The sequence below is a fragment of the Thiothrix lacustris DSM 21227 genome (assembly GCF_000621325.1).
GTDB classification, from domain to species: Bacteria; Pseudomonadota; Gammaproteobacteria; order Thiotrichales; family Thiotrichaceae; genus Thiothrix; species Thiothrix lacustris.
This window is the reverse complement of sequence record NZ_JHYQ01000013.1, coordinates 60,733-79,568: the sequence shown is the minus strand read 5'-3', so window position 1 is coordinate 79,568 and position 18,836 is coordinate 60,733. Positions and strand designations below refer to the sequence as shown.

Annotated in this window: 19 protein-coding genes; 10 read left to right on the top strand and 9 right to left on the bottom strand. The window is 52.1% G+C overall.

Annotated elements, in window-relative coordinates; translation table 11 throughout:
• Positions 1 to 4: 4 nt before the first annotated feature.
• Both Q394_RS0107050 and Q394_RS21370 read right to left on the bottom strand, forming a co-directional pair.
• Complete coding sequence (locus Q394_RS0107050) at positions 5 to 532, bottom strand: cytochrome b/b6 domain-containing protein (RefSeq protein ID WP_028488659.1); 528 nt, start codon at positions 530 to 532, stop codon at positions 5 to 7.
• A gap of 6 nt (positions 533 to 538) precedes the next feature.
• A complete protein-coding gene (locus Q394_RS21370) occupies positions 539 to 886 on the bottom strand; it encodes a PepSY domain-containing protein (protein WP_051543009.1) in 348 nt (115 codons plus the stop codon).
• Positions 887 to 1,120: 234 nt separating this feature from the next.
• Between Q394_RS21370 and Q394_RS0107040 the strand changes: the two genes are divergently transcribed.
• From Q394_RS0107040 to Q394_RS0107025, 4 genes are all read left to right on the top strand, one after another.
• Entirely contained in the window at positions 1,121 to 1,624 is a 504-nt protein-coding gene (locus Q394_RS0107040) for a helix-turn-helix transcriptional regulator (RefSeq protein WP_028488658.1), read from the top strand.
• Between the two features lie 114 nt (positions 1,625 to 1,738).
• The gene (locus Q394_RS0107035; protein WP_051543007.1) at positions 1,739 to 2,791 is read left to right on the top strand and encodes an efflux RND transporter periplasmic adaptor subunit; all 1,053 of its coding nucleotides are present in this window, start codon (positions 1,739 to 1,741) and stop codon (positions 2,789 to 2,791) included.
• A 3-nt stretch (positions 2,792 to 2,794) separates the two neighbouring features.
• A complete protein-coding gene (locus tag Q394_RS0107030; RefSeq protein ID WP_028488656.1) occupies positions 2,795 to 5,887 on the top strand; it encodes an efflux RND transporter permease subunit in 3,093 nt (1,030 codons plus the stop codon).
• A 12-nt stretch (positions 5,888 to 5,899) separates the two neighbouring features.
• Positions 5,900 to 6,274, top strand: coding sequence for a hypothetical protein (locus tag Q394_RS0107025; RefSeq protein ID WP_028488655.1), 375 nt, complete (start codon positions 5,900 to 5,902; stop codon positions 6,272 to 6,274).
• Between the two features lie 13 nt (positions 6,275 to 6,287).
• Here Q394_RS0107025 and Q394_RS19425 read toward each other — a convergent pair whose 3' ends face one another.
• From Q394_RS19425 to Q394_RS0107000, 5 genes are all read right to left on the bottom strand, one after another.
• Positions 6,288 to 7,301 (bottom strand): sensor histidine kinase, encoded by a 1,014-nt coding sequence (locus Q394_RS19425; RefSeq protein ID WP_051543003.1) that lies wholly within the window; start codon positions 7,299 to 7,301, stop codon positions 6,288 to 6,290.
• Positions 7,298 to 7,987 carry a response regulator transcription factor gene (locus Q394_RS0107015; protein WP_028488654.1) on the bottom strand — a complete coding sequence of 230 codons (690 nt, stop codon included), beginning with the start codon at positions 7,985 to 7,987 and terminating at the stop codon, positions 7,298 to 7,300. The genes Q394_RS19425 and Q394_RS0107015 overlap by 4 nt, the downstream gene beginning before the upstream one ends.
• Before the next feature lie 13 nt (positions 7,988 to 8,000).
• Positions 8,001 to 8,624 (bottom strand): hypothetical protein, encoded by a 624-nt coding sequence (locus Q394_RS0107010; protein WP_028488653.1) that lies wholly within the window; start codon positions 8,622 to 8,624, stop codon positions 8,001 to 8,003.
• Between the two features lie 107 nt (positions 8,625 to 8,731).
• Complete coding sequence (locus tag Q394_RS19420) at positions 8,732 to 9,424, bottom strand: DUF2202 domain-containing protein (protein ID WP_051543000.1); 693 nt, start codon at positions 9,422 to 9,424, stop codon at positions 8,732 to 8,734.
• A 28-nt stretch (positions 9,425 to 9,452) separates the two neighbouring features.
• Entirely contained in the window at positions 9,453 to 10,151 is a 699-nt protein-coding gene (locus Q394_RS0107000) for a DUF2202 domain-containing protein (RefSeq protein ID WP_028488652.1), read from the bottom strand.
• Positions 10,152 to 10,401: 250 nt separating this feature from the next.
• Between Q394_RS0107000 and Q394_RS0106995 the strand changes: the two genes are divergently transcribed.
• The 5 genes from Q394_RS0106995 to Q394_RS0106975 all read left to right on the top strand — a co-directional run bounded on the left by Q394_RS0106995 (position 10,402) and on the right by Q394_RS0106975 (position 14,651).
• Positions 10,402 to 11,607 (top strand): zinc-binding metallopeptidase family protein, encoded by a 1,206-nt coding sequence (locus Q394_RS0106995; protein ID WP_028488651.1) that lies wholly within the window; start codon positions 10,402 to 10,404, stop codon positions 11,605 to 11,607.
• A gap of 10 nt (positions 11,608 to 11,617) precedes the next feature.
• Complete coding sequence (locus Q394_RS21365) at positions 11,618 to 13,312, top strand: YHYH protein (RefSeq protein ID WP_051542995.1); 1,695 nt, start codon at positions 11,618 to 11,620, stop codon at positions 13,310 to 13,312.
• Complete coding sequence (locus Q394_RS0106985) at positions 13,309 to 13,854, top strand: GNAT family N-acetyltransferase (protein ID WP_211248789.1); 546 nt, start codon at positions 13,309 to 13,311, stop codon at positions 13,852 to 13,854. Before Q394_RS21365 ends, Q394_RS0106985 begins: the two co-directional genes overlap by 4 nt.
• Positions 13,855 to 13,859: 5 nt before the next feature.
• On the top strand, positions 13,860 to 14,330 hold the full coding sequence (locus Q394_RS0106980) for a hypothetical protein (RefSeq protein ID WP_028488649.1): 471 nt from the start codon (positions 13,860 to 13,862) through the stop codon (positions 14,328 to 14,330).
• A gap of 105 nt (positions 14,331 to 14,435) precedes the next feature.
• Positions 14,436 to 14,651, top strand: coding sequence for a TIGR02450 family Trp-rich protein (locus Q394_RS0106975; protein WP_028488648.1), 216 nt, complete (start codon positions 14,436 to 14,438; stop codon positions 14,649 to 14,651).
• Between the two features lie 109 nt (positions 14,652 to 14,760).
• Here Q394_RS0106975 and tal read toward each other — a convergent pair whose 3' ends face one another.
• Positions 14,761 to 15,840: a transaldolase gene (tal, locus tag Q394_RS0106970; RefSeq protein WP_051542992.1), complete on the bottom strand. Its 1,080-nt coding sequence runs from the start codon at positions 15,838 to 15,840 to the stop codon at positions 14,761 to 14,763.
• Between the two features lie 183 nt (positions 15,841 to 16,023).
• Here tal and Q394_RS22690 point away from each other — a divergent pair, with 183 nt between their 5' ends.
• Positions 16,024 to 16,686 carry a c-type cytochrome gene (locus Q394_RS22690; RefSeq protein ID WP_028488646.1) on the top strand — a complete coding sequence of 221 codons (663 nt, stop codon included), beginning with the start codon at positions 16,024 to 16,026 and terminating at the stop codon, positions 16,684 to 16,686.
• Between the two features lie 23 nt (positions 16,687 to 16,709).
• Here the strand turns inward: Q394_RS22690 and Q394_RS0106960 are convergent, their stop codons facing one another.
• Positions 16,710 to 18,728 carry a bifunctional DedA family/phosphatase PAP2 family protein gene (locus Q394_RS0106960; protein WP_028488645.1) on the bottom strand — a complete coding sequence of 673 codons (2,019 nt, stop codon included), beginning with the start codon at positions 18,726 to 18,728 and terminating at the stop codon, positions 16,710 to 16,712.
• Positions 18,729 to 18,836 lie beyond the last annotated feature (108 nt).

The window sequence follows — 18,836 nt, the reverse complement described above, 5'->3', positions numbered from 1 at the left end:
ACAGTCACACGGAACGCTTCCCGGTGATCATGGTGCGGATCAGACGAATACCCAGCAACTTGCCCATGATAACCACCGCGCTAACATGCACCACCACAGCCCACATCGTGATGTCTGCAAACAGCTCATGCAGATCTTCCAACCAGCCCTCACCCCAGAACATATCCCAGGTCAGTAGCCAGCCAGTCAGCACAATCAGCGACAACATCAGCATCAGGAACAGCACCATTGCCCCGCCCAGTGGGTTATGGCCTTCGGCGGGGTCAACCGTCCCCTTGCGCATCTCCAACAGATGTTTGCGGATACGCGCAGGGGTCGGAAAAAAGCTGCTGAAACGGGCGTTATAGTTGCCCGTAAAGCCCCACACTATCCGCCCCAGCAACAGAAAGCCAATGGCGTAACCCGACCAATTATGTGGCGGATCGCCCGCTTCCAGCACCCAGAAATCCAGCAGGAACAAGGTGGCGACAGACCAGTGGAACAGCCGAACAAACAGATCCCAAACAACGATTTCATGCGTACTGGTTTTCATGGCTGATTAGTCCATTTCTTTTTTGACGACTTCGCCAGTAGCGGTATTGAAGTAGGCTTCAACCTTAACCATTTCTGGGGCAACCGCAGGGGTGGCGGCATCAGCAGCAGGTGCAGCCGCATCAGCAGGCTTGGCCTCTTCTTTCGGAGCCATGCCGTAGACTTCGTAGCATTCGCCATCCGTTTTGAACTTGTAGATCACCCAACCGTAGTCATTGACGATCTTCTTCTGCATGTCCAACTCAGACAGCCACTTGTCTTTGGGATTAGCAGGGCAATCAGCAGCCGCAAAAGCGGTTTGGGCAGTCATAGCGGTCAGCAGCACAACGGCGGCGAGGGTAGCTTGTTTCAACATGGGATTAAACTCCTAAAGTTAACGATAGTACAAAGAAGAAACGATCATGTGATCATGAGCTGCACACAATAACGCCCAACAGGCATTCGCAACCAGAGGAGGAATGTCGCAAGATTACCCGACAAATGCCTTAACAGACATTTGCCGGATGACAAAACAAGAAGACATGGATAGACCTACCAAAATCCACTAGAATCCCCTCTCTTATACCATCCACAGACATCACCCAACGCCATGTTCCGCCCCAGAGATATTTTCATCATTTCGCTGTTGTTTATTGTGGCAGTACTCCATACCTATGGTTTTAGCGCCGACGTACACAAAACCGACCGCAACCTACTGCACGTCACGGTAGATGCCATTGTGGTCATTATCTCTTTCGCCGGAGTCATCTACCTGCTGTGGGAAAATTACTGTAAGCACCGCGAAATCGTGTCGCTACACACCCAGCTTAACCATTCCCACGCCCGTATTTCCGACCTGCACAAAAAGTTGCAGCAAGTCAGCCAGAAACACATCGAAGTCATCCACGAACAACTGGAAGAATGGGGGCTAAGCCCGACCGAAAAGGAAGTCGCGCTGTTCATGCTCAAAGGCTTGAGCTTTGATGAAATCGCTGCTATCCGCGATACCAAGGAAAAAACCGTGCGCCAGCAAGCCATTGCCGTCTACCGCAAGTCCGGCCTGAACGGGCGTCATGAGTTCGCCGCCTGGTTCTTTGAAGACTTTTTAACCTGATTCGGCATAGGGCAAATGCCCTACCCACCCACGAACTGACCCTTTGCCCGTTACAATTTATTAGTAAAAGCTAATATACTGGAAGTGTTACCCTGCTCACAGTGATGATTAGCCATGTTGAAATATTTCCTGTTCGCTCTTGCCACCTTCCCTGCCCTGAACTGGGCGGCTGAAACCCTGCCCGTTTCACCGGAACAACGCACCGCACTGGGGATAGAATCCGCCCCCGCCACCGCTGCCACCAACAGCCTGGGGCTGGAAGCCATCGCCAAAGTCGTGCTTCCCCCCGCCAGTGTGCGGGTAGTCGCAGCCCCTGCCGATGGCCTGATCACTGCCCTGCTGTATCAGGCAGGCGAGCCAGTGGAACGCGGGCAAAAACTGGTTTCTCTGTCATCCCCCGAACTGGTAGATGCGCAACGCCAGTACGTACAAGCCAATCTGAAACACCGCCTTGCCAGCGACACGGCTTCCCGCGACCAGCGTCTGGCGGCACAAGGGCTGATTGCCCAGAACACCTGGCTACTCACCAAAAATGAAGTTGACCTGACCCGTGCCGACCTCGAAGCCGCTGAAAAAAACATCCGCCTGCTAGGCTCCAAGCCTGGCAACGAAGGCGCTGAAATCCACCTCACTTCCCCCATCGACGGCTGGATACTGGAAACGCTGGTCGAACCCGGCCAACAAGTCGAAGCCCCCGCTGCACTGGTCAAGATCGGCGACCTGCACCGCCTCGGGCTGGAAATTCCCCTGACCCCGGCGCAAGCCAGCGCCGTGCAAGCAGGCCAAACCGTCGAAGTGGAAGGCAGCACCGCCAACGCCACCATCCGCGCCCTGCAACCCATACTCGACATGGCACAGAACGTCATCGCCCGTGCCGACCTTAAACAAACCGACACCCGCCTGCATCCGGGGCAAAGCGTCAAGGTCAAACTGCAAGGCGCTGCTGAAACAGGCTCGACCCTCAACATCCCCTCCAGCGGGCTGGCATGGGTCGGTGACAAAGCCTATGTGTTTGTTGAAACCGAAACCGGCTACACCCCCACCCCCGTCACTTCAGTCAACCAAAGTGGCACACAAACCAGCGTCAGCGGCCTCGCTGCCAACAGCCGCATCGCCATCAAGGGCGTTGCCGCCCTCAAAGCCAAGTGGCAAGAAGCGGGGGAATAAGCCATGCTGAACTGGTTTACCGAATTCTCACTGGCACAGCGCTGGTTGATTCTGGGTCTGACACTGGCACTCGCCGGGCTGGGCATCCATTCCTTTCAACAGTTGCCAATAGATGCTTTCCCGGACGTTTCCACCACCCAGGTGAAACTGATCCTCAAAGCCCCCGGCATGACCCCGGAAGAAGTCGAAGCCCGCATCACCCAGCCGGTGGAAACCGAGTTGCTCGGCATCCCCAACCAAAGCATCCTGCGCAGCGTTTCCAAATACGCGCTGGCTGACATTACCCTCGACTTTGCCGAAGGCACCGACATTTACTGGGCACGCAGTCAGGTCACGGAACGTTTCGCCAACGTCAAAGGCGACCTGCCCGATAACGTCAGCGGCGGGCTGGCTCCGATTTCTACCCCCCTGTCGGAAATGTTCATGTTCACCATCGAAGGGCCGTTATCGCTGCAAGAAAAGCGCACCTTGCTGGACTGGACAATCCGCCCACAATTACGCGCCCTGCCCGGTGTGGCTGACGTAAACTCCCTCGGTGGGCGGGTCACTACCTTTGAAGTCACCCCGAACCTCGCCGCGCTCAATGCCCGTGGCCTGACGCTGGACGACTTGCGCACCGCCCTCGCCAGCAATATCCGCAACGACGGTGCAGGCCGCGTCAATGAAGGCGAAGAAACCTGGGTCGTGCGGGTGGAAGGCGGCATCAAGGGGCTAGACGACTTACGCCACATCGCCATCAAAAGCATGGGCGATGCACCCATCACCGTCAACGATGTCGCCAAAATCGAACTCGGTGAGCTGACTCGTTACGGCGCTGTCACCCAGAATGGCGAAGGCGAAGCAGTGGAAGGGCTTGTACTCAGCCTGCGCGGCGCGAATGCCGGGCAACTGATCGAAAGCCTCAAAATCAAACTCGACGACATTTCTGCTTCACTGCCGGAAGGCACTACCATTTCCACCTTCTACGACCGTTCCGTACTGGTGGACAAAGCCATCCACACCGTCAGCAAAGCCTTGCTGGAAGCGGCTGTGCTGGTCGGCATTATCCTGTTCGCCTTCCTTGGTAACTTGCGGGCGGCGTTTGTGGTGGCACTGATTCTGCCATTGTCGATCCTCGGCACGTTCATCCTGATGCGCCAGTTCGGCATTTCTGCCAACCTGATGAGCCTTGGCGGGCTGGCGATTGCTATCGGTCTGCTGGTGGATGCGGCGGTGGTGATTGTGGAAAACATCGTGGCTCACCTTGCCCACGACGACGAAAAGGCCAACACCCCGCAAATCCAGAAAATTCTCTGGGCGGTACAGGAAGTGTCTGCCCCCGTGAGTACCGGCATCCTGATCATTGCCATTGTGTTTCTGCCGCTGTTGAGCCTGCAAGGGCTGGAAGGCAAGCTGTTCGCGCCGGTTGCCATGACCATCGTGTTTGCCCTGTCGGTGTCGCTGTTACTGGCGCTGACCATCATTCCGGTACTGTCTTCCTGGTTACTGAAACAAGCCGCGCATGAAGACCCGTGGCTGCTACGTATTTCCCGCGCGGCATACATCCCGGTGCTGGATGGCGCACTGAAATCCCCCAAAACTGTCTACCTGCTGACCGGGCTGGTGATGGCTGCGGCCATTGCCACTTACCCTTTCATTGGCAAGACCTTCATGCCGGTCATGGACGAAGGCGACCTGATCGTGCAACTGGAAAAGCTGCCTTCCATCAGTCTGGAAGAAAGCGTCGCCACCGACCTGAAAGTGCAAAAAGCCTTGCTCGCCAACATTCCCGAAATTGAGCGCATGGTTGCCCGCGTCGGCTCAGATGAGCTCGGCCTCGACCCGATGGGGCTGAATGACACCGACTCCTTTCTGGTGCTGAAACCGTTGCAGGAATGGCGCACCCCCGACAAGGAATGGTTACAGGAAGAAATCCGCAAAGTGCTGGAAACCTTCCCCGGTGTGGCTTACAACTTCACCCAGCCGATCGACATGCGCGTCTCGGAAATGCTCACCGGCAGCCGGGGTGACATTGCCATCAAGATTTTCGGTTCCGACCTCAACACCCTCAACGGCATGGCACAGGATGTCGCTACCCTGCTGGAAAAAATCCCCGGCGCGTCGGATGTGTACACCCAGAAAAACGAAGGCGTGCAATACCTGCGGGCGGAAATCGACCGCACCGCCGCCGGGCGTTTTGGCCTGTCGGTGGATGACATCGCCGCCCTGTTACGCACCCAACTGGAAGGCGAAATCATCGGCACAATCCAGCAGGAAGGTCGCCGCGTTCCACTGCAATTGCGCGGCACTGCCGAATTACGCAACGCCCCCACAGCCTTGCAACAAATCCGCCTGACCTTGGCGGACGGGCGTGTCATCAGCCTCGATCAAGTTGCCAAACTGATCCGCACCGAAGGGCCGGTAGCCATCAAACGCGAAAATGCCGGGCGTTTTGTCACCGTACAAAGCAACGTCGTCGGGCGCGATCTGGTCAGTTTCGTGGAAGAAGCCCAGCAAGCGGTCGCCGCACAGGTCAAACTTCCCAGCGGTTACAATATCACCTGGGGCGGGCAGTTTGAAAACCAGCAACGCGCCGCGCAACGCTTGATGGTGGTCGTGCCACTCGCCTTGCTGCTGATCGGTTTGCTGCTGTTTTTAACCTTCCGCAATATCCGCCAGACCGTACTGGTCATGGCCAACGTACCGCTGGCGCTGGTCGGCGGCATTTTCAGCCTGGCACTGTCGGGGCAATACTTGTCGGTTCCGGCCTCGGTTGGTTTCATCGCGCTATTGGGTATTGCGGTGCTGAACGGGGTGGTGTTGGTCACATTCTTTAACCAGTTACACCAAAGCGGCTTCCGGGGGATTCCGGTGGTGCGGGAAGGGGCATTACGCCGCCTGCGCCCGGTGCTGATGACGGCGAGTATCGCCACCTGGGGTCTGGTTCCGCTGCTGTTTGCGACTGGCCCCGGTTCCGAAATCCAGAAGCCGTTGGCGACGGTGGTCATCGGCGGGCTGGTGAGTTCCACCACGCTGACGCTGATTTTGCTGCCGCTGCTGTACCGCCAGTTTGTCCTCAAGGGTGAAAAATCCCGCGACCTCACCACCCATCATTAAGGAGTATCGGACATGTTGACTAACGTTTTCGTGGCGATTGCCTTGTTGCTGAGTGCTTCAAGCTGTACCGTCATTCCTACCGATACTGCCGGAAACAGATTCATCACCGATACCCATGCGGCGTCGGTGGCTTTCCGTTCCTTGCGGGTGGAAGGTCAAAGCACCATCAAGGGGCAGATACACCGTACCGGGCGTAACCCTGTGCCTTTCGGGCATATTGGTTACGCCGTGCTGGACGCCAGCGGCAAGGTGCGGGAACAGGGTCGGGTGGAACATTCGGCGGCCATCCGGTTACGCAACACGCATCGGCCTTCACTGTTCAGTATTGAGCTGAAGCAGCCGTTGGCGAGTGGGGAACGGGTGCAACTGATTTACCTTAATGACTAAGGGCGTATGCCCCTTATAACCTCACTGTCACCTGCAAGCCCCCCAGCGCTTTCGAGTGCCCAAACGCCAGCGTGCCACCGTACAGTTTCACAATATCCTTGCAGATCGAAAGCCCTAGCCCGTGGCCTTCCACCGATTCATCGAGGCGCACGCCACGTTCCGCCATTTGCTGCAATTCGGTTTCACTACGGCCTGTGCCGTCGTCCTCCACCGTGATCTGAACCTGCCCGTCAATGCAGGCAATTTGGCAGCACACCTGTTCCCGCGCCCATTTGCAGGCGTTGTCGAGCAGGTTGCCGACCAGTTCCAGCATGTCTTCGCGGTCGCCGAAACGGGTGATCTCGGGGGCAATGTCGAGTGCAATGCTGCGCGGTGATTTGTGGTGAATCCGTGCCAGCACGTCGACTAAAGTGGGCAGTTCCGCACGCGGGTCAAAGCGTTGCGTGGTGTTGCCCAGCCCCGCCATGCGGGCGCGTTTGAGTTCGCGTTCGGTGAGTTGGCGGATGCGTTCGGCCTGTAATTGCGCCTGCTGGTTGTGGTTAGCATCCGGTTCTTGATCGAGGTATTGCACCAGCAGGTTGAGTGGTGCTTTCAACGCGTGGGCGAGGTTGCCGAGGGAATTGCGCGAACGTTCCAGGCGTTCCTGCATCAGGCTGAGGACGTGGTTGAATTCGTGGATAATGGGGTAGATTTCGGCAGGTACATCTTCGCTCAGCATCGAAAGCTTACCCGCTTCCAGCTCACGGACTTCGGCGCGTATCCGGTCGAGACGGCGGAAGGTACGGCGGATAACTACACCCTGAATCCCCAAAATCAAAGCAATCCCCCCCGCTGCCAAGATAGGGAAAACCCATTTGAAACGTTGCGGACGTTCAGAAACTGGCATCTCCACACCTGCGCCCGCCAAGAGGGGAGCGTGAACAGGTGCAAGACGCGGCAATTGGCTGCCCACCACCCAAATTAGTGCCATCACCGCAATCAGCGTCATCGCAAGGTTGATCTGCAACTGGCGTTCGAGCGATTTCATACGGGTGGCTCCGGTTTAGCGGGGTCGATGAAAATGTAACCTTGTCCCCGGCGGGTAAGGATGCGCCATTCACCTAACTTGCGGCGTAAATGGCGCACATAGACTTCGATCACATTGCTGTCGCGGTCGAAATCCTGTTCGTAAACGTGTTCGGTCAGGCGTGACTTGGTGAGGATTTTGCCGGGGTGCAGCATGAAATAGCGCAACAGGCGGAATTCGGTGCCGGTCAGATCGAACACCGTGCCCTCCGGGGTAGTGACTTGCTGGTGTTCCTCATCCAGTTGCAGGCCGCAGCAATCCAGCTTCTGATCGGGAACCGATGCCTGAAGGTTGCGGCGAATCAGCGCCTGCACCCGCACCAACAATTCCTCAAAGTGAAACGGCTTGCCGAGGTAATCATCTGCCCCAGCCTTAAAGCCATCCACCCGTTCGTGCCAAGCATCACGGGCAGTAAGCACAATCACCGGCACGCGATTGCCGCGTTGCCGCCAGTGTTGCAACACCTCCAGCCCACTGCGTTGCGGCAGGCCGAGGTCAAGAATCACCACATCGTAAGGCTCTTCGTCGCCCATGAATTCGCCATCCACGCCGTTCGCAGCGATGTCCACGGCGAAACCTTCGCGCTTCAGGCGGGCGTGCAAGCTGCTACTCAGTTCGGTATCGTCTTCAACCAATAACAGGCGCATGGTTTCTCCAACCTCAACTATTGTTCTGAATCCCGTTAGGCACAGATCTTAAACGTGCCGCAATATAGGCTTCAATAGCACTGCGGTCTGCACTGCACGCGTCACTGGCAATAACGACCTCAGCCTGTGAACTGAAATCCACTTTGATATTGCCTTCAAAAAACTTACCACTGATGCCCGTCGCATGAGCTTTCAAGAGTTGGTAAGCGCAGGGATCAGTCGCCAATTTTTCGACCAGAACATTATAACCTGAAACGGATACACGGGTTTCATAACGGTTTTCCGTGGTCATGTACGCATCTGCCAGAAACAGCTTATCCCATTCGCGGGGATTACCGCCGTTCGCCATCGCATTGCCCATAAATTCGATATGTTTCTGAAGGTTTTCAGCTTGTTCGGCGGTTTGTGCGGTAATCAACCACGACAGCGAGTTGCTGGCATCATCAAAACGGGCACTGGGATTATCCAGCGTACCAGTATTGCTGTAAGCCGCATGATGACTGGCAAGGTAGTCAATGTAGGATTCCGTGGGCGCACCACCACCATTCCCACTACTACCTCCACCACATCCTGACAGAGCCAAGGCGGAACAAAGTGTTACTGCATACCCTAAAGCCATGACATTTTTCGTTTTCATTATCCACAGTCCTAATTATCTAATTTTATCACAAGCGCAGGACTGTAACGGCTCAAACTGAAATGAAGCTGAAAATTTATCCGCCAAACGGATAGAGTTGAAACGCTTTACCAGCGACCGCGCCCTTGACCATTCCCATTGCCGCCACCGTAACCACCGCCGCCTTGACCACGTTCATTCGGGCTGTTGACGATGGCATCTACTTCCGCTTGTGGCATGGTTTGAGCGACATAGGTCACGCCTTGCGCTTGAATCTGCCCGACAAACGCCCGCAGATGGTTGCGTGAACCGCGCATCAGGTTGTCGTAAGTGCTGAGAATATCGGGGCGCGTGGTTTCGCTCATGGATTTTTGCAAGTCCACAATATCCACCTCCTCAATCAAAGCGCCGACATGCAAGGCTTCAAGCGGCGAGGTTTGCCCGCGTGCTACCAGTTGCGCATACAAGGCCGCCAAATCTGCATTTAGGAACACGCCTACCGTGTCATTCGTCACCGGGTCAGTTAGCCGGTAGGTTTGCAGCAAGGCTTTTACCCGATCGGTATGCCGTTGTTCAGATTGGGAAATATTGTTGAATACTGGCAGTTTCCACTGATTGTAGAGAGTGATGTAGACATCACGCGCCAGCTTTTCTTCTTCACGCATGAAGCGCAGGGCTTCGTTTTCGGTCACAGTCAGTACCTCGGTCTGAGGGGGCGCAACGGCTTGGCCGTTACCTTGGGCAAACGTTGCGGGTGTGGTTAGCAAACCTGTGCAAGCAATGGCAACCATGCCTGCGATGAGGGTTTTAGGTAAAGTCATGGGAGTATCTCCTTGTCATTATGATTCATTACTGTCCGCATTTTTCTTCGGGGCTGTTCACAATCGCGTCAACCGTGGCTTGAGAGACATACTGCGCTTGGTAGACAAGACCGTCTTTCTCGATTTGCCCAACAAAGGAACGCAAGTGGTTGCGTGAACCGCACAACAAGCTGTCGTAAGTCTGGATAACAGCCGCTTGATTCGTGCCTTGTTTGGCTTCATCAATGGCATCCTGAAGGTCTTTGATGTCGTATTCTTCGATGAAACCGCCCACCATCAGCGCCTCTTGCGATGAGATCATGCCACGCGCCACCAAGTCGTTATACAACTTGAGGATCTCCGCATCAGTGAAAGCGCCGACTTCGTTAGATGACACCGGGTCAACGTAGCCGAACGCATCCACCAATACTTTGATGGCGTCCATGTGTTGCTGTTCACCGTTGTTAGCGATGTTCTGGAAGATGTTGCTTCCCCATTGGTTGTACAGGGTCAGGTACACATCACGCGCCAGCTTTTCTTCTTCGCGCACAAATAGCAGCGTTTCGGTCTCAGCAACCGTTAGCGGTTGCTCCACAATGATGGGGGTAATAGTACTGGTATCGCTGATCATATTCGCGGTTGCGACCGTCTCAGCAAGGCTGGTTGACGCGCTACTGCTACCACAACCTGTCAACAAGACAAGGGAACAAGCCAGTAAAAAGCTGCCCGTTTTCTTATGGATTTTCATACTTACATTCCTTATCAGTCATCAGTTGTGACAATGCTAAGGGGGCTAGCTGAAATGAACCTGAAAAAAATAGCTGTATAAAGCCACACTGTCCTCATGCGTCTTGCCGTCACGGACAGGTGAAATCCGCCAACAGGTGCAACAGAATGATAAAATTTTTCTTTAATTATCAGCATTTTGGTATTTAGCATCAGCTTATGGTAGAGTTTCAGACATTCTGTCAATCATTTTCTGTGGGTAACAAAGATATATGAAAACCTTTAACTGCACTTGCCAAGATCATCAGATTTTATTCTTCGAGAGCAGCACCTGTAGTTCTTGCAACAGGACTGTTGGGATTGATGACGAGTTTGAAAAAGTAGAACCTTATGATTTAGATGAAAAAAGTGGGCAATATTTCAAAGCAGAACAGCCACATATTCGCTATCAAAAATGTGACAACAACGCTAATTTCCAAGCGTGTAATGGCATGGTTAAGTTGAATACGCTTGCCCCTGCTAACGATAAAGATGAAGTATTGTGTTTCGCTTGTCGTTTTAATGAAACCATTCCGAATTTAAGCATCGTTGAGCACATTCCTCTGTGGCGGAAAATGGAAAGAGCCAAGCGGCGTGCTTTATATACCTTGAAAGCATTCTCCTTGCCATTGCGTAATATTAGCCAAGATCCAGACAATGGATTAAGTTTTGATTTTATTACCGATCGCGATGTCAATGATCATTTTGTTAGTAAACTACACGGTTCTGAAACGGTATTTACTGGCCATGATTGTGGCCACATAACCATCAATTTAGCCGAAGCGAACGACGTTGCCCGCTCTCATACAAAGCTAGCAATGGGTGAGCGTTATCGTACATTACTGGGGCATTTTCGCCATGAACTAGGCCACTATTATTTCGATATATTAATTGCAGGCTCACCGGAAAAACATGCGTTATGCAAACAATATTTTGGTGATGATGAACTGAACTACCAAGAAGCCCTGGACAAACATTACAAAAATGGTTCTCCAGAAAACTGGCGTGAAGCATTTATTAGCGAATATGCCACCATGCATCCCTATGAGGACTGGGCAGAAACCTGGGCGCATTATATGCATATCATGGACACGCTAGAGACCGCAAAAAACTTTTCCATTACCGGCTCGACCTCCGCAAATACAGATGATGCTGAAGAAATCGAAGACTTGAATTTACCCCAGAGCACCTACTTCTTTTCTGCGCAAACATCAATTACCAGCATCTTGGATACTTGGATAGATTTTGCTGTCATTCTCAACTCATTAAATCGCAGCATGGGAATGAATGATGCTTATCCGTTTGTATTAACAGAACCGGTACGTACAAAACTGTCATTTATTCATCATGCCATTCACGACAGATTACATCGGATGCCTACATTAGTCGAAGAAACGAAAAGCGTAGAAATAGAATCTGAAAAACGTGATCAATTATAGGCAAATATATATGAAACCCTTCATTCCAAAAATACTGTCATTATTTTCCATTGGTTGCTTGGCGTTTAGTGCTACTGCAATGTCAGCCGAACAAAATCAGTATAACATTGACGTATGGGCTGATAATTGGTTTTCTGCCTATATTGATGGTAAGCCACTCTTGGAAGACTCTGTACCTATTACCACAGAACGATCATTTAATGCTGAAACACATCAGTTTTCCGCATCAAGCCCCTTTGTCTTGGCATTTATGATTAAAGACTTCAAAGAAAATGACACCGGGCTTGAATATATTGCTTCTCCACGTCAGCAAATGGGCGATGGTGGTTTTATCACCCAAATTACTGACCTGAAATCTGGTAATGTCGTTGCTGTTTCTGATGCTTCGATGCGCTGTAAAGTCATTCATAAGGCTCCGCTGGACAGTAACTGCGCCAAGGTAGCAAAGCCTATAGCGGGACAAGGTGAATGCCAGTTTACATCTGAGGCTGAACCAGCATCTTGGCAAATGCCAAACTTTGATGATAGCGCATGGCAACATGCCACAGAATATAGCGTCGCTCAGGTTAGACCAAAAGATGGCTACGACGAAATAAAATGGGATGCAAACGCAAAACTTATCTGGACAGATGATCTGGAAAAAGACAACACCCTGCTTTGTCGGCTAGTCGTGGATGGCAAGCATACGCTTCCAACCACCCAAAACAACACCGCCCACAGTCACATGCATTCACTCTTTCAGCATTCCCATCATGTTAAAACCAGTGAAGACTCAGACTATTTAAATGTAGAATCCAATGGCCTACCTGAGCACAATATGATGGTAGGCATTACCAATTGGCAACAACAAGTTCCACTCCCACAAAACTATACGGGTCAAAACAGTTGGAAAATCCCGCTAAAACCCGTCCTCGCTGATGAACCGATGTTAACCAAAGACCATTTTCATAAAGGTGCAATTGCCATTGCGGTGAATGGTGTACCCATTTTTACTGCCATGAATAATCGCGGTGAGTATGCGGCTGATATAGGCGAACTCGATCAGTGGGGTGGTCATAGTGGCCGAGCTGATGATTATCACTACCACCTAGCACCCGAACATTTGGAAAAGGTGGTCGGTAAAGGCAATCCTATTGCTTATGCGTTAGACGGTTATCCCCTGTACGGAAAAACCGATAAAACCCTTGATAAATACTTAGGGAGATTTAACGAAACTGGCTCTTATGAATATCATGCCACTAACTACCCACCGTATTTAATTGCGGGCTTAAGGGGTAAGGTACAAGTCGATTCACTGGCAAATGCACCAGAAGATCAAATTGAACCGCAAGCCAAATCCCAACCTATACGCACGGATGATTATGGCCCTTTAAAAGGTGCCAAAATAACAGATTTCAAGAAAATAAATGACAGCAGCTATTCATTGGAATACACAGTAAACGACAAGCCACACCAAGTTAACTATAACTGGGATGAAAAAGGGCAATACCAGTTTGTCTATGTCGACGCAGATGGCAAAGAATCTGTCGAAACATTCCAGAAAAATGATCAGAAACAAAGACCTGCTCCCACTAACGGTGCAGGTAAAAATCCCGAACCAAGACCACCAGCCAATAATCAGGAACCACGTAAATATTGCGGTGATGGCCTCTGTGACAACACGGAAAGTAATCAACAGTGCCCGGCTGACTGTCCTGATAAATGAAAAAACCAGCCAAAAAATGGCAAGAGCAACGGCGTTCAGTCATGATCGAGATCAAACCAGCAAGATTTCCTGATGATTTGGAACATGTCGTAGGCATTTTTCGAGAATACGTAGCCAGCCCAAGCGTGAACCTCGGCTTTCAGAACTATGAGTCTGAGTTCGCCTCTCTGCCGGGAAAGTACGCCGCTCCTGAAGGTCGCCTCCTGCTTGCTTGGAAAAGCGGAAGCATCGTCGGCTGTGCTGCACTTCGAAAAGTTGATAGACATACCTGTGAAATGAAACGTGTCTTCATTCGGCCAACAGCACGTGGCGAAGGTCTTGGTCATCGGCTAATCACCAGCATTCTCGACGAGGCAAGGGAGGCTGGCTACTCGCGCATCTGCCTTGACGTACTTCCCGAATTCACTGCCGCACAAGCCATCTATGATTCACTTGGGTTTCAACCAGCACCACCTGTAGCGTTCAATCCCGTGCCCGGTACAAAATTCTTGAGCCTAGACTTATGCACGTTGTCCCCAACCCTGACTACTGCAAAGGATTAAAATCAATGTGGGAAATAGATGAACTGATTAAAAAAAGCATTTTTCTGATTAATCACACCCAAATAGCCGCAACAGAAAAAAAGAATATCATCTGGAGCTTAGAAAACTTGCCACAGAAGTATGACTTCGATGCAGGCGGCTATACGTTTACTGAAGTAGATAAAGACTTTAAGTATGAAGAGCTTGATCCATTCGAGATTGGTGACATTCTCACAAAAAATGCAGACGAGTATGATCAACCAGAGTTAATATATGATTGGTCGACATTTCTCTTGAATTTCTGGCAAGAGTACTTCTCTCAAGTAAAACCGCTCACTTCATTGAAAGATGGCGAATTAAGGAATATCAAACAGCGTTACCATAACCATGACTTCAACAGCTATACGCCCATTCATGTCACATTGACCATGTATAAAGCGGGCAGTGAATATTTTTCAACCGAACAGAATCAATTAATTGAATGGTTTAACAACTAACACTCACTTAAATGGAGGAGATCCTTAAACAAGATTGTTCTGAGAATGTAAATTCAGCATTCAATACGCCAGCTTATTGTCAAAAAAAACCATCAGGTGATTTCAATGAACCAAATAAACCCTAAAAAATTACTTAATAGCAAATGGACTGCGGTTACCCCCCTTAACAGAGAAAAGCATTTTCTGATCACAGAACTTGATTTCGACGAAGAAGAAGAGGTGATTCACTGCCTAATAGAGGCGATCATCTCTAAACGCTCAGAGCCAATCGAATGGCAAGAACTAAAAAATGACGAAAAATGGCTTCAAGGTTGGAAGTGAGTGTTAGATGCAGCAAAACCAGCCGTTGCACCTATCGCCCCTTACTCTCTCTGGGGAGCACCCTCATGCGCCATGCTCCCCATTATCAGATAGCAACAGGCGACTCTGCCTATTCGCCCTTGGAGGCAATCGTCGCCAACAACTTATGCCAAGACTCCACAAAGGCTGCTGCCCCATCCTGTTGCAACTTGTCGGCTAACGCGTGGTAGTCGACCCCGGCCTGTGCAAACGCTGCGAAAATGCTGTCTGCATCGCCACCATCTGGCGATAATGGCGCTCCACCTGCCCCGTGCTCGCGGTAAGCCAGCAAAGTGTTCTCCGGTATGGTGTTGACGGTATCCGGTGCGATCAAGCTATCAACATAGAAAGAAGCAGGCAGCACCGGGTCTTTGGTGCCAGTACTCGCCCACAACAGGCGCTGAGGTTGAGCACCCGCTTGCTGGACAGCGACGCAACGTTTGCTGCCCAAAAATTCCCGGTAAGCCTGATAGGTACGCTTGCCAATCGCTACCCCTAGTTGATTGTTCAAGGCATCGGGCACTTTACCCACAACGGCTCTGTCCCAACGACTGATGAAAACAGACGCTACCGAGCGCACATCCGGGTTAAAACCAGCTGCCATACGCCGCTCAACCCCGCGTAACCACGCCTCCGCCGCCGCCAGATACTGTTCCATCGAAAACAGCAGGGTCACATTGACCGGAACCCCGGCAAACGTGGCTTCTTCAATCGCGGGTAAACCTTCCTTAGTTCCCGGAATCTTGATGAACAGATTGGCACGATCGGCCTCTGCATACAGGCGTTGTGCCTCTGCCAGAGTGCTAGCAGTGTCGTAGGCCAGCAGCGGTGAAACCTCCAGTGACACCCAACCATCCAGCCCTTTGCTACGCTCATGCTCCGGCTTGAACAAATCAGCCGCCCGGCGTAAATCCTCCATCGCCAACTCAAAAAATAACGCTTCGCCGGATTTGCCAGCCGCCAGCTTGTGCTGAATGGCTGCATCGTAAGCGCCGCTGTCAATCGCTTGGTCAAAAATGCTGGGGTTGGACGTCAGACCAGTGACGTTGGACGCATCAATATAACCTTGCAGCGTGCCGTCATCCAGCAAGGTGCGGGTAATATTGTCCAGCCACAGGCTAACGCCCGCCTGCTGCAAGCGGGAGGTAGGTGTATCTATTGGGGTATTCATCGGACATTCTCCTATTATTTGCCCCTTATCTTACAGGCGAATTTCTTGGCATTAACACCTTTTTTTTACGAAAAAAAGATAAAACATTGATAAAAGTAAAGATTCTATCAATGACAACTTTTTTCCCAAGGCAAAAACACTAGACTCAAAGTAAGGACTTTTAGTGTGTCAAGGAGTAGCCAGATGAAAAAGTTGATTGTTTCTATCGTATTTTCCACCCTGTGTTTCGCGTCATGGAATGCCAGCGCAGAAGATAAACCGATTGACCCAGCCGCCGGGAAAACCCTGTATGAAACCTATTGCTTTATGTGCCACGACCGAGGGCTTAGTCATGCACCTCGCCCCGGTGAAAAAGGCGATTGGGCAAAGCTGTTACCACTGGGTGAAGATACGCTCTACACATCCATCATTGATGGCCCCAATCACATGTATTCAAAAGGCATTAGCCCCATTTGGTCGGAGTGGCAACTCAAAAGCATGATCCGTTACCTAACCAGCACAGTGACGGATGCATCAACCCAAGCGCAGATTGGCTCCGCCAGTGAGGCGGATAAAGCACAGCATCTGCGCTTGATGCATGGGCGCAAGCTGTATGAACAGGCTTGTTTCAAGTGCCATAATTATGGTGACTTGGGTGCTCCCCAACTGGGCAATGCTGAAGCGTGGGCAGCACGCAAAGACAAGGGTATCGACACTTTGGTGAAAACCGTGATTGATGGCAAAGCCCACATGTATGCGCACGGCGGCAGCAACAGCCTTTCGACGGAGGAATTCAAAATGATGACCGAGTACATGTTGAGTACGTTGGAAGAAGGTTGGGTTTCACCGCAACAAAACGGTCAGTGATAGGTTAGTGGGTTGACGGTAATTCACTCCCTCGCCAACACCCGCCGCCCACCGCAAGCATGGCCTTCCACGATGTCCAGCACAGCCCCCACTTCCTGCGCGTGGGGGAGTTCCAATAGTAACGGCGTTCCCAGACACACAACCGATTCATCCGGCGACCACACCAAACTGGATTGCTTGAACGGATGATCCAAACCTTCAAATACCAACGTTCCCAGCCATACAGGCGCAGATGGCTGGCCCACCTCAGCAACGGTTCGCAGGTAAAGGCGCAACACATAGCGGCCTTCCACGCTTGCCAACGTCCCCGGCTTGACCCACGTATACGCCTGCATTCTTCCCTCATTCAGCTTTGGCAATACGGGCAATTGTTCCGCCGTACTATCGGGGAAAGCGAAACGGTTCAAGGTATGCACTGTCCATTCCGGCGCAGCAACCCAACCCGATAATGCCTGCTGCAAGGCTTGCGGGCTACCCCGCCATTGCAGCAGGAAAGGTTCCTCATGTTGCCCCACCACATCTGTCCGGTAAGCGGGCAATGCCGCCCAGCCACCCGCTTCCCAAGGCTGCGGCAAGAACAAAGACGGCGGGGTGCGCTGAGCATATTGCACGGTAGCCTTCCCCCAGCCCTCACTGAGATGCAGACCACCGACCAATACCAGCGCCACCCCACTAGCGACAAGCATCCGCACGGCCAAACGCCTTTCCACCCGATCCTGCCGGAAAAACTGTGCAAACGCCGCCAGCACTCCAATGCCAAACAGCCAACCCGCCAGCACATCCGAAGGCCAATGCGCCCCCAGATAAAGCCGTGAAAAGGCCACCAATACCGCCAGCACTGCCAACAAGGGTAAGAGCAGTGCACGCATCCACGCGCCACCACCCCGGTACACAAACCAGCCCAACAACCCCGATAGGGTAAAACTCACCGTGGCATGACCACTAGGGAAAGAAAAGGCCGCCACCCCGGTATACAAATCAACCACCGGACGGATAGTTTGCACCAGCCATTTCATGCCATCCACAAACACAATCGCCGCCGTAAAAGTCAAGGCAACCCCCGCCAATAACCACCAGCGGCGCTCCCACGCCAACACCAGCAGCATCGCCAGCAGCACTGCCACCACCACTGCTGCATCCCCCAGCATGGTAACTGCCAGCATCAACGGATCTGTCCATTGAGTACGCAAGGCTTGCACCGAGTGGCTGAACGCATGATCAAGCTGGAACATCATTCCCTGACTGGAAAGGGTTTCTAACAACCAAGCGATTCCCACCACACCCATGACCACCAACAGGTTCAACACCACCAGCAAACGGAAATCAGCATGGTCAGGCAACACCATGCGGTGTACTGCCCCCTTACACAAACCTTCATACGTTTCACCCCAGCGGGAAAACGCCATTTGCCAGCGCGGTAAACAGCGCATTCCCATGGCAACACCGTGTTTTGCCACCCAAATCAGCACCACCGTCAGCACCAGCAGCAAGCCAAACATAATCGCTAAGCGTTGGCTTATCGCGCCAAGACGCGCCATTACCCAACCGGCGGACATACCCGGCAACAAATGTGTCGCCGCCCAAGCAAAAGCTGACAATACATTCAACGTGGTAAAACGTACTGGGTTCATCCCCATCATCCCCGCAATACCCGGCACAACCGCCTTCACACCGGGGATAAAACGCCCGATGACCACACTTTTGCCACCGTGTACATTGAAGTATTCCTGCCCGGAAGCCAGCAAGTTGGTATAGCGGGAAAACGGCCACACCCCATACAAACGTTCACGGTAGGTATGCCCGATCCAGTAAGAAATGGCGTCACCAAGCGCTGCCCCCAATGCGACCACCCAGAAAATCGGCCAGAACGGCAGCTTCCCCAGCCCGATTAAGCCACCGATCCCCACCAATATCGTGGTACTCGGCACAAAAAAACCAATCACCAGCACTGCTTCCGCGACAGACACAATAAATGCCAGCCACACCGCCAGCATCGGATTCTGGGCAACAATATCCAGCACATGTTGGAAAAAGGCTTGCATGAAGATTCCTTCTATTACCAGCTATTGATACGGTTGAACAGAGTAATGCATCCACATAAAAAAGCCACCCGGAAAATCCCAGATGGCTACTTGTAGAAAGATGCGCTC

Bases quoted from the DNA above. Each gene is read 5' to 3' on its own strand.
- Q394_RS0107050 (WP_028488659.1), bottom strand. From the start codon at position 532: ATGAAAACCAGTACGCATGAAATCGTTGTTTGGGATCTGTTTGTTCGG.
- Q394_RS21370 (WP_051543009.1), bottom strand. From the start codon at position 886: ATGTTGAAACAAGCTACCCTCGCCGCCGTTGTGCTGCTGACCGCTATG.
- Q394_RS0107040 (WP_028488658.1), top strand. From the start codon at position 1,121: ATGTTCCGCCCCAGAGATATTTTCATCATTTCGCTGTTGTTTATTGTG.
- Q394_RS0107035 (WP_051543007.1), top strand. From the start codon at position 1,739: ATGTTGAAATATTTCCTGTTCGCTCTTGCCACCTTCCCTGCCCTGAAC.
- Q394_RS0107030 (WP_028488656.1), top strand. From the start codon at position 2,795: ATGCTGAACTGGTTTACCGAATTCTCACTGGCACAGCGCTGGTTGATT.
- Q394_RS0107025 (WP_028488655.1), top strand. From the start codon at position 5,900: ATGTTGACTAACGTTTTCGTGGCGATTGCCTTGTTGCTGAGTGCTTCA.
- Q394_RS19425 (WP_051543003.1), bottom strand. From the start codon at position 7,301: ATGAAATCGCTCGAACGCCAGTTGCAGATCAACCTTGCGATGACGCTG.
- Q394_RS0107015 (WP_028488654.1), bottom strand. From the start codon at position 7,987: ATGCGCCTGTTATTGGTTGAAGACGATACCGAACTGAGTAGCAGCTTG.
- Q394_RS0107010 (WP_028488653.1), bottom strand. From the start codon at position 8,624: ATGAAAACGAAAAATGTCATGGCTTTAGGGTATGCAGTAACACTTTGT.
- Q394_RS19420 (WP_051543000.1), bottom strand. From the start codon at position 9,424: ATGACTTTACCTAAAACCCTCATCGCAGGCATGGTTGCCATTGCTTGC.
- Q394_RS0107000 (WP_028488652.1), bottom strand. From the start codon at position 10,151: ATGAAAATCCATAAGAAAACGGGCAGCTTTTTACTGGCTTGTTCCCTT.
- Q394_RS0106995 (WP_028488651.1), top strand. From the start codon at position 10,402: ATGAAAACCTTTAACTGCACTTGCCAAGATCATCAGATTTTATTCTTC.
- Q394_RS21365 (WP_051542995.1), top strand. From the start codon at position 11,618: ATGAAACCCTTCATTCCAAAAATACTGTCATTATTTTCCATTGGTTGC.
- Q394_RS0106985 (WP_211248789.1), top strand. From the start codon at position 13,309: ATGAAAAAACCAGCCAAAAAATGGCAAGAGCAACGGCGTTCAGTCATG.
- Q394_RS0106980 (WP_028488649.1), top strand. From the start codon at position 13,860: ATGTGGGAAATAGATGAACTGATTAAAAAAAGCATTTTTCTGATTAAT.
- Q394_RS0106975 (WP_028488648.1), top strand. From the start codon at position 14,436: ATGAACCAAATAAACCCTAAAAAATTACTTAATAGCAAATGGACTGCG.
- tal (WP_051542992.1), bottom strand. From the start codon at position 15,840: ATGAATACCCCAATAGATACACCTACCTCCCGCTTGCAGCAGGCGGGC.
- Q394_RS22690 (WP_028488646.1), top strand. From the start codon at position 16,024: ATGAAAAAGTTGATTGTTTCTATCGTATTTTCCACCCTGTGTTTCGCG.
- Q394_RS0106960 (WP_028488645.1), bottom strand. From the start codon at position 18,728: ATGCAAGCCTTTTTCCAACATGTGCTGGATATTGTTGCCCAGAATCCG.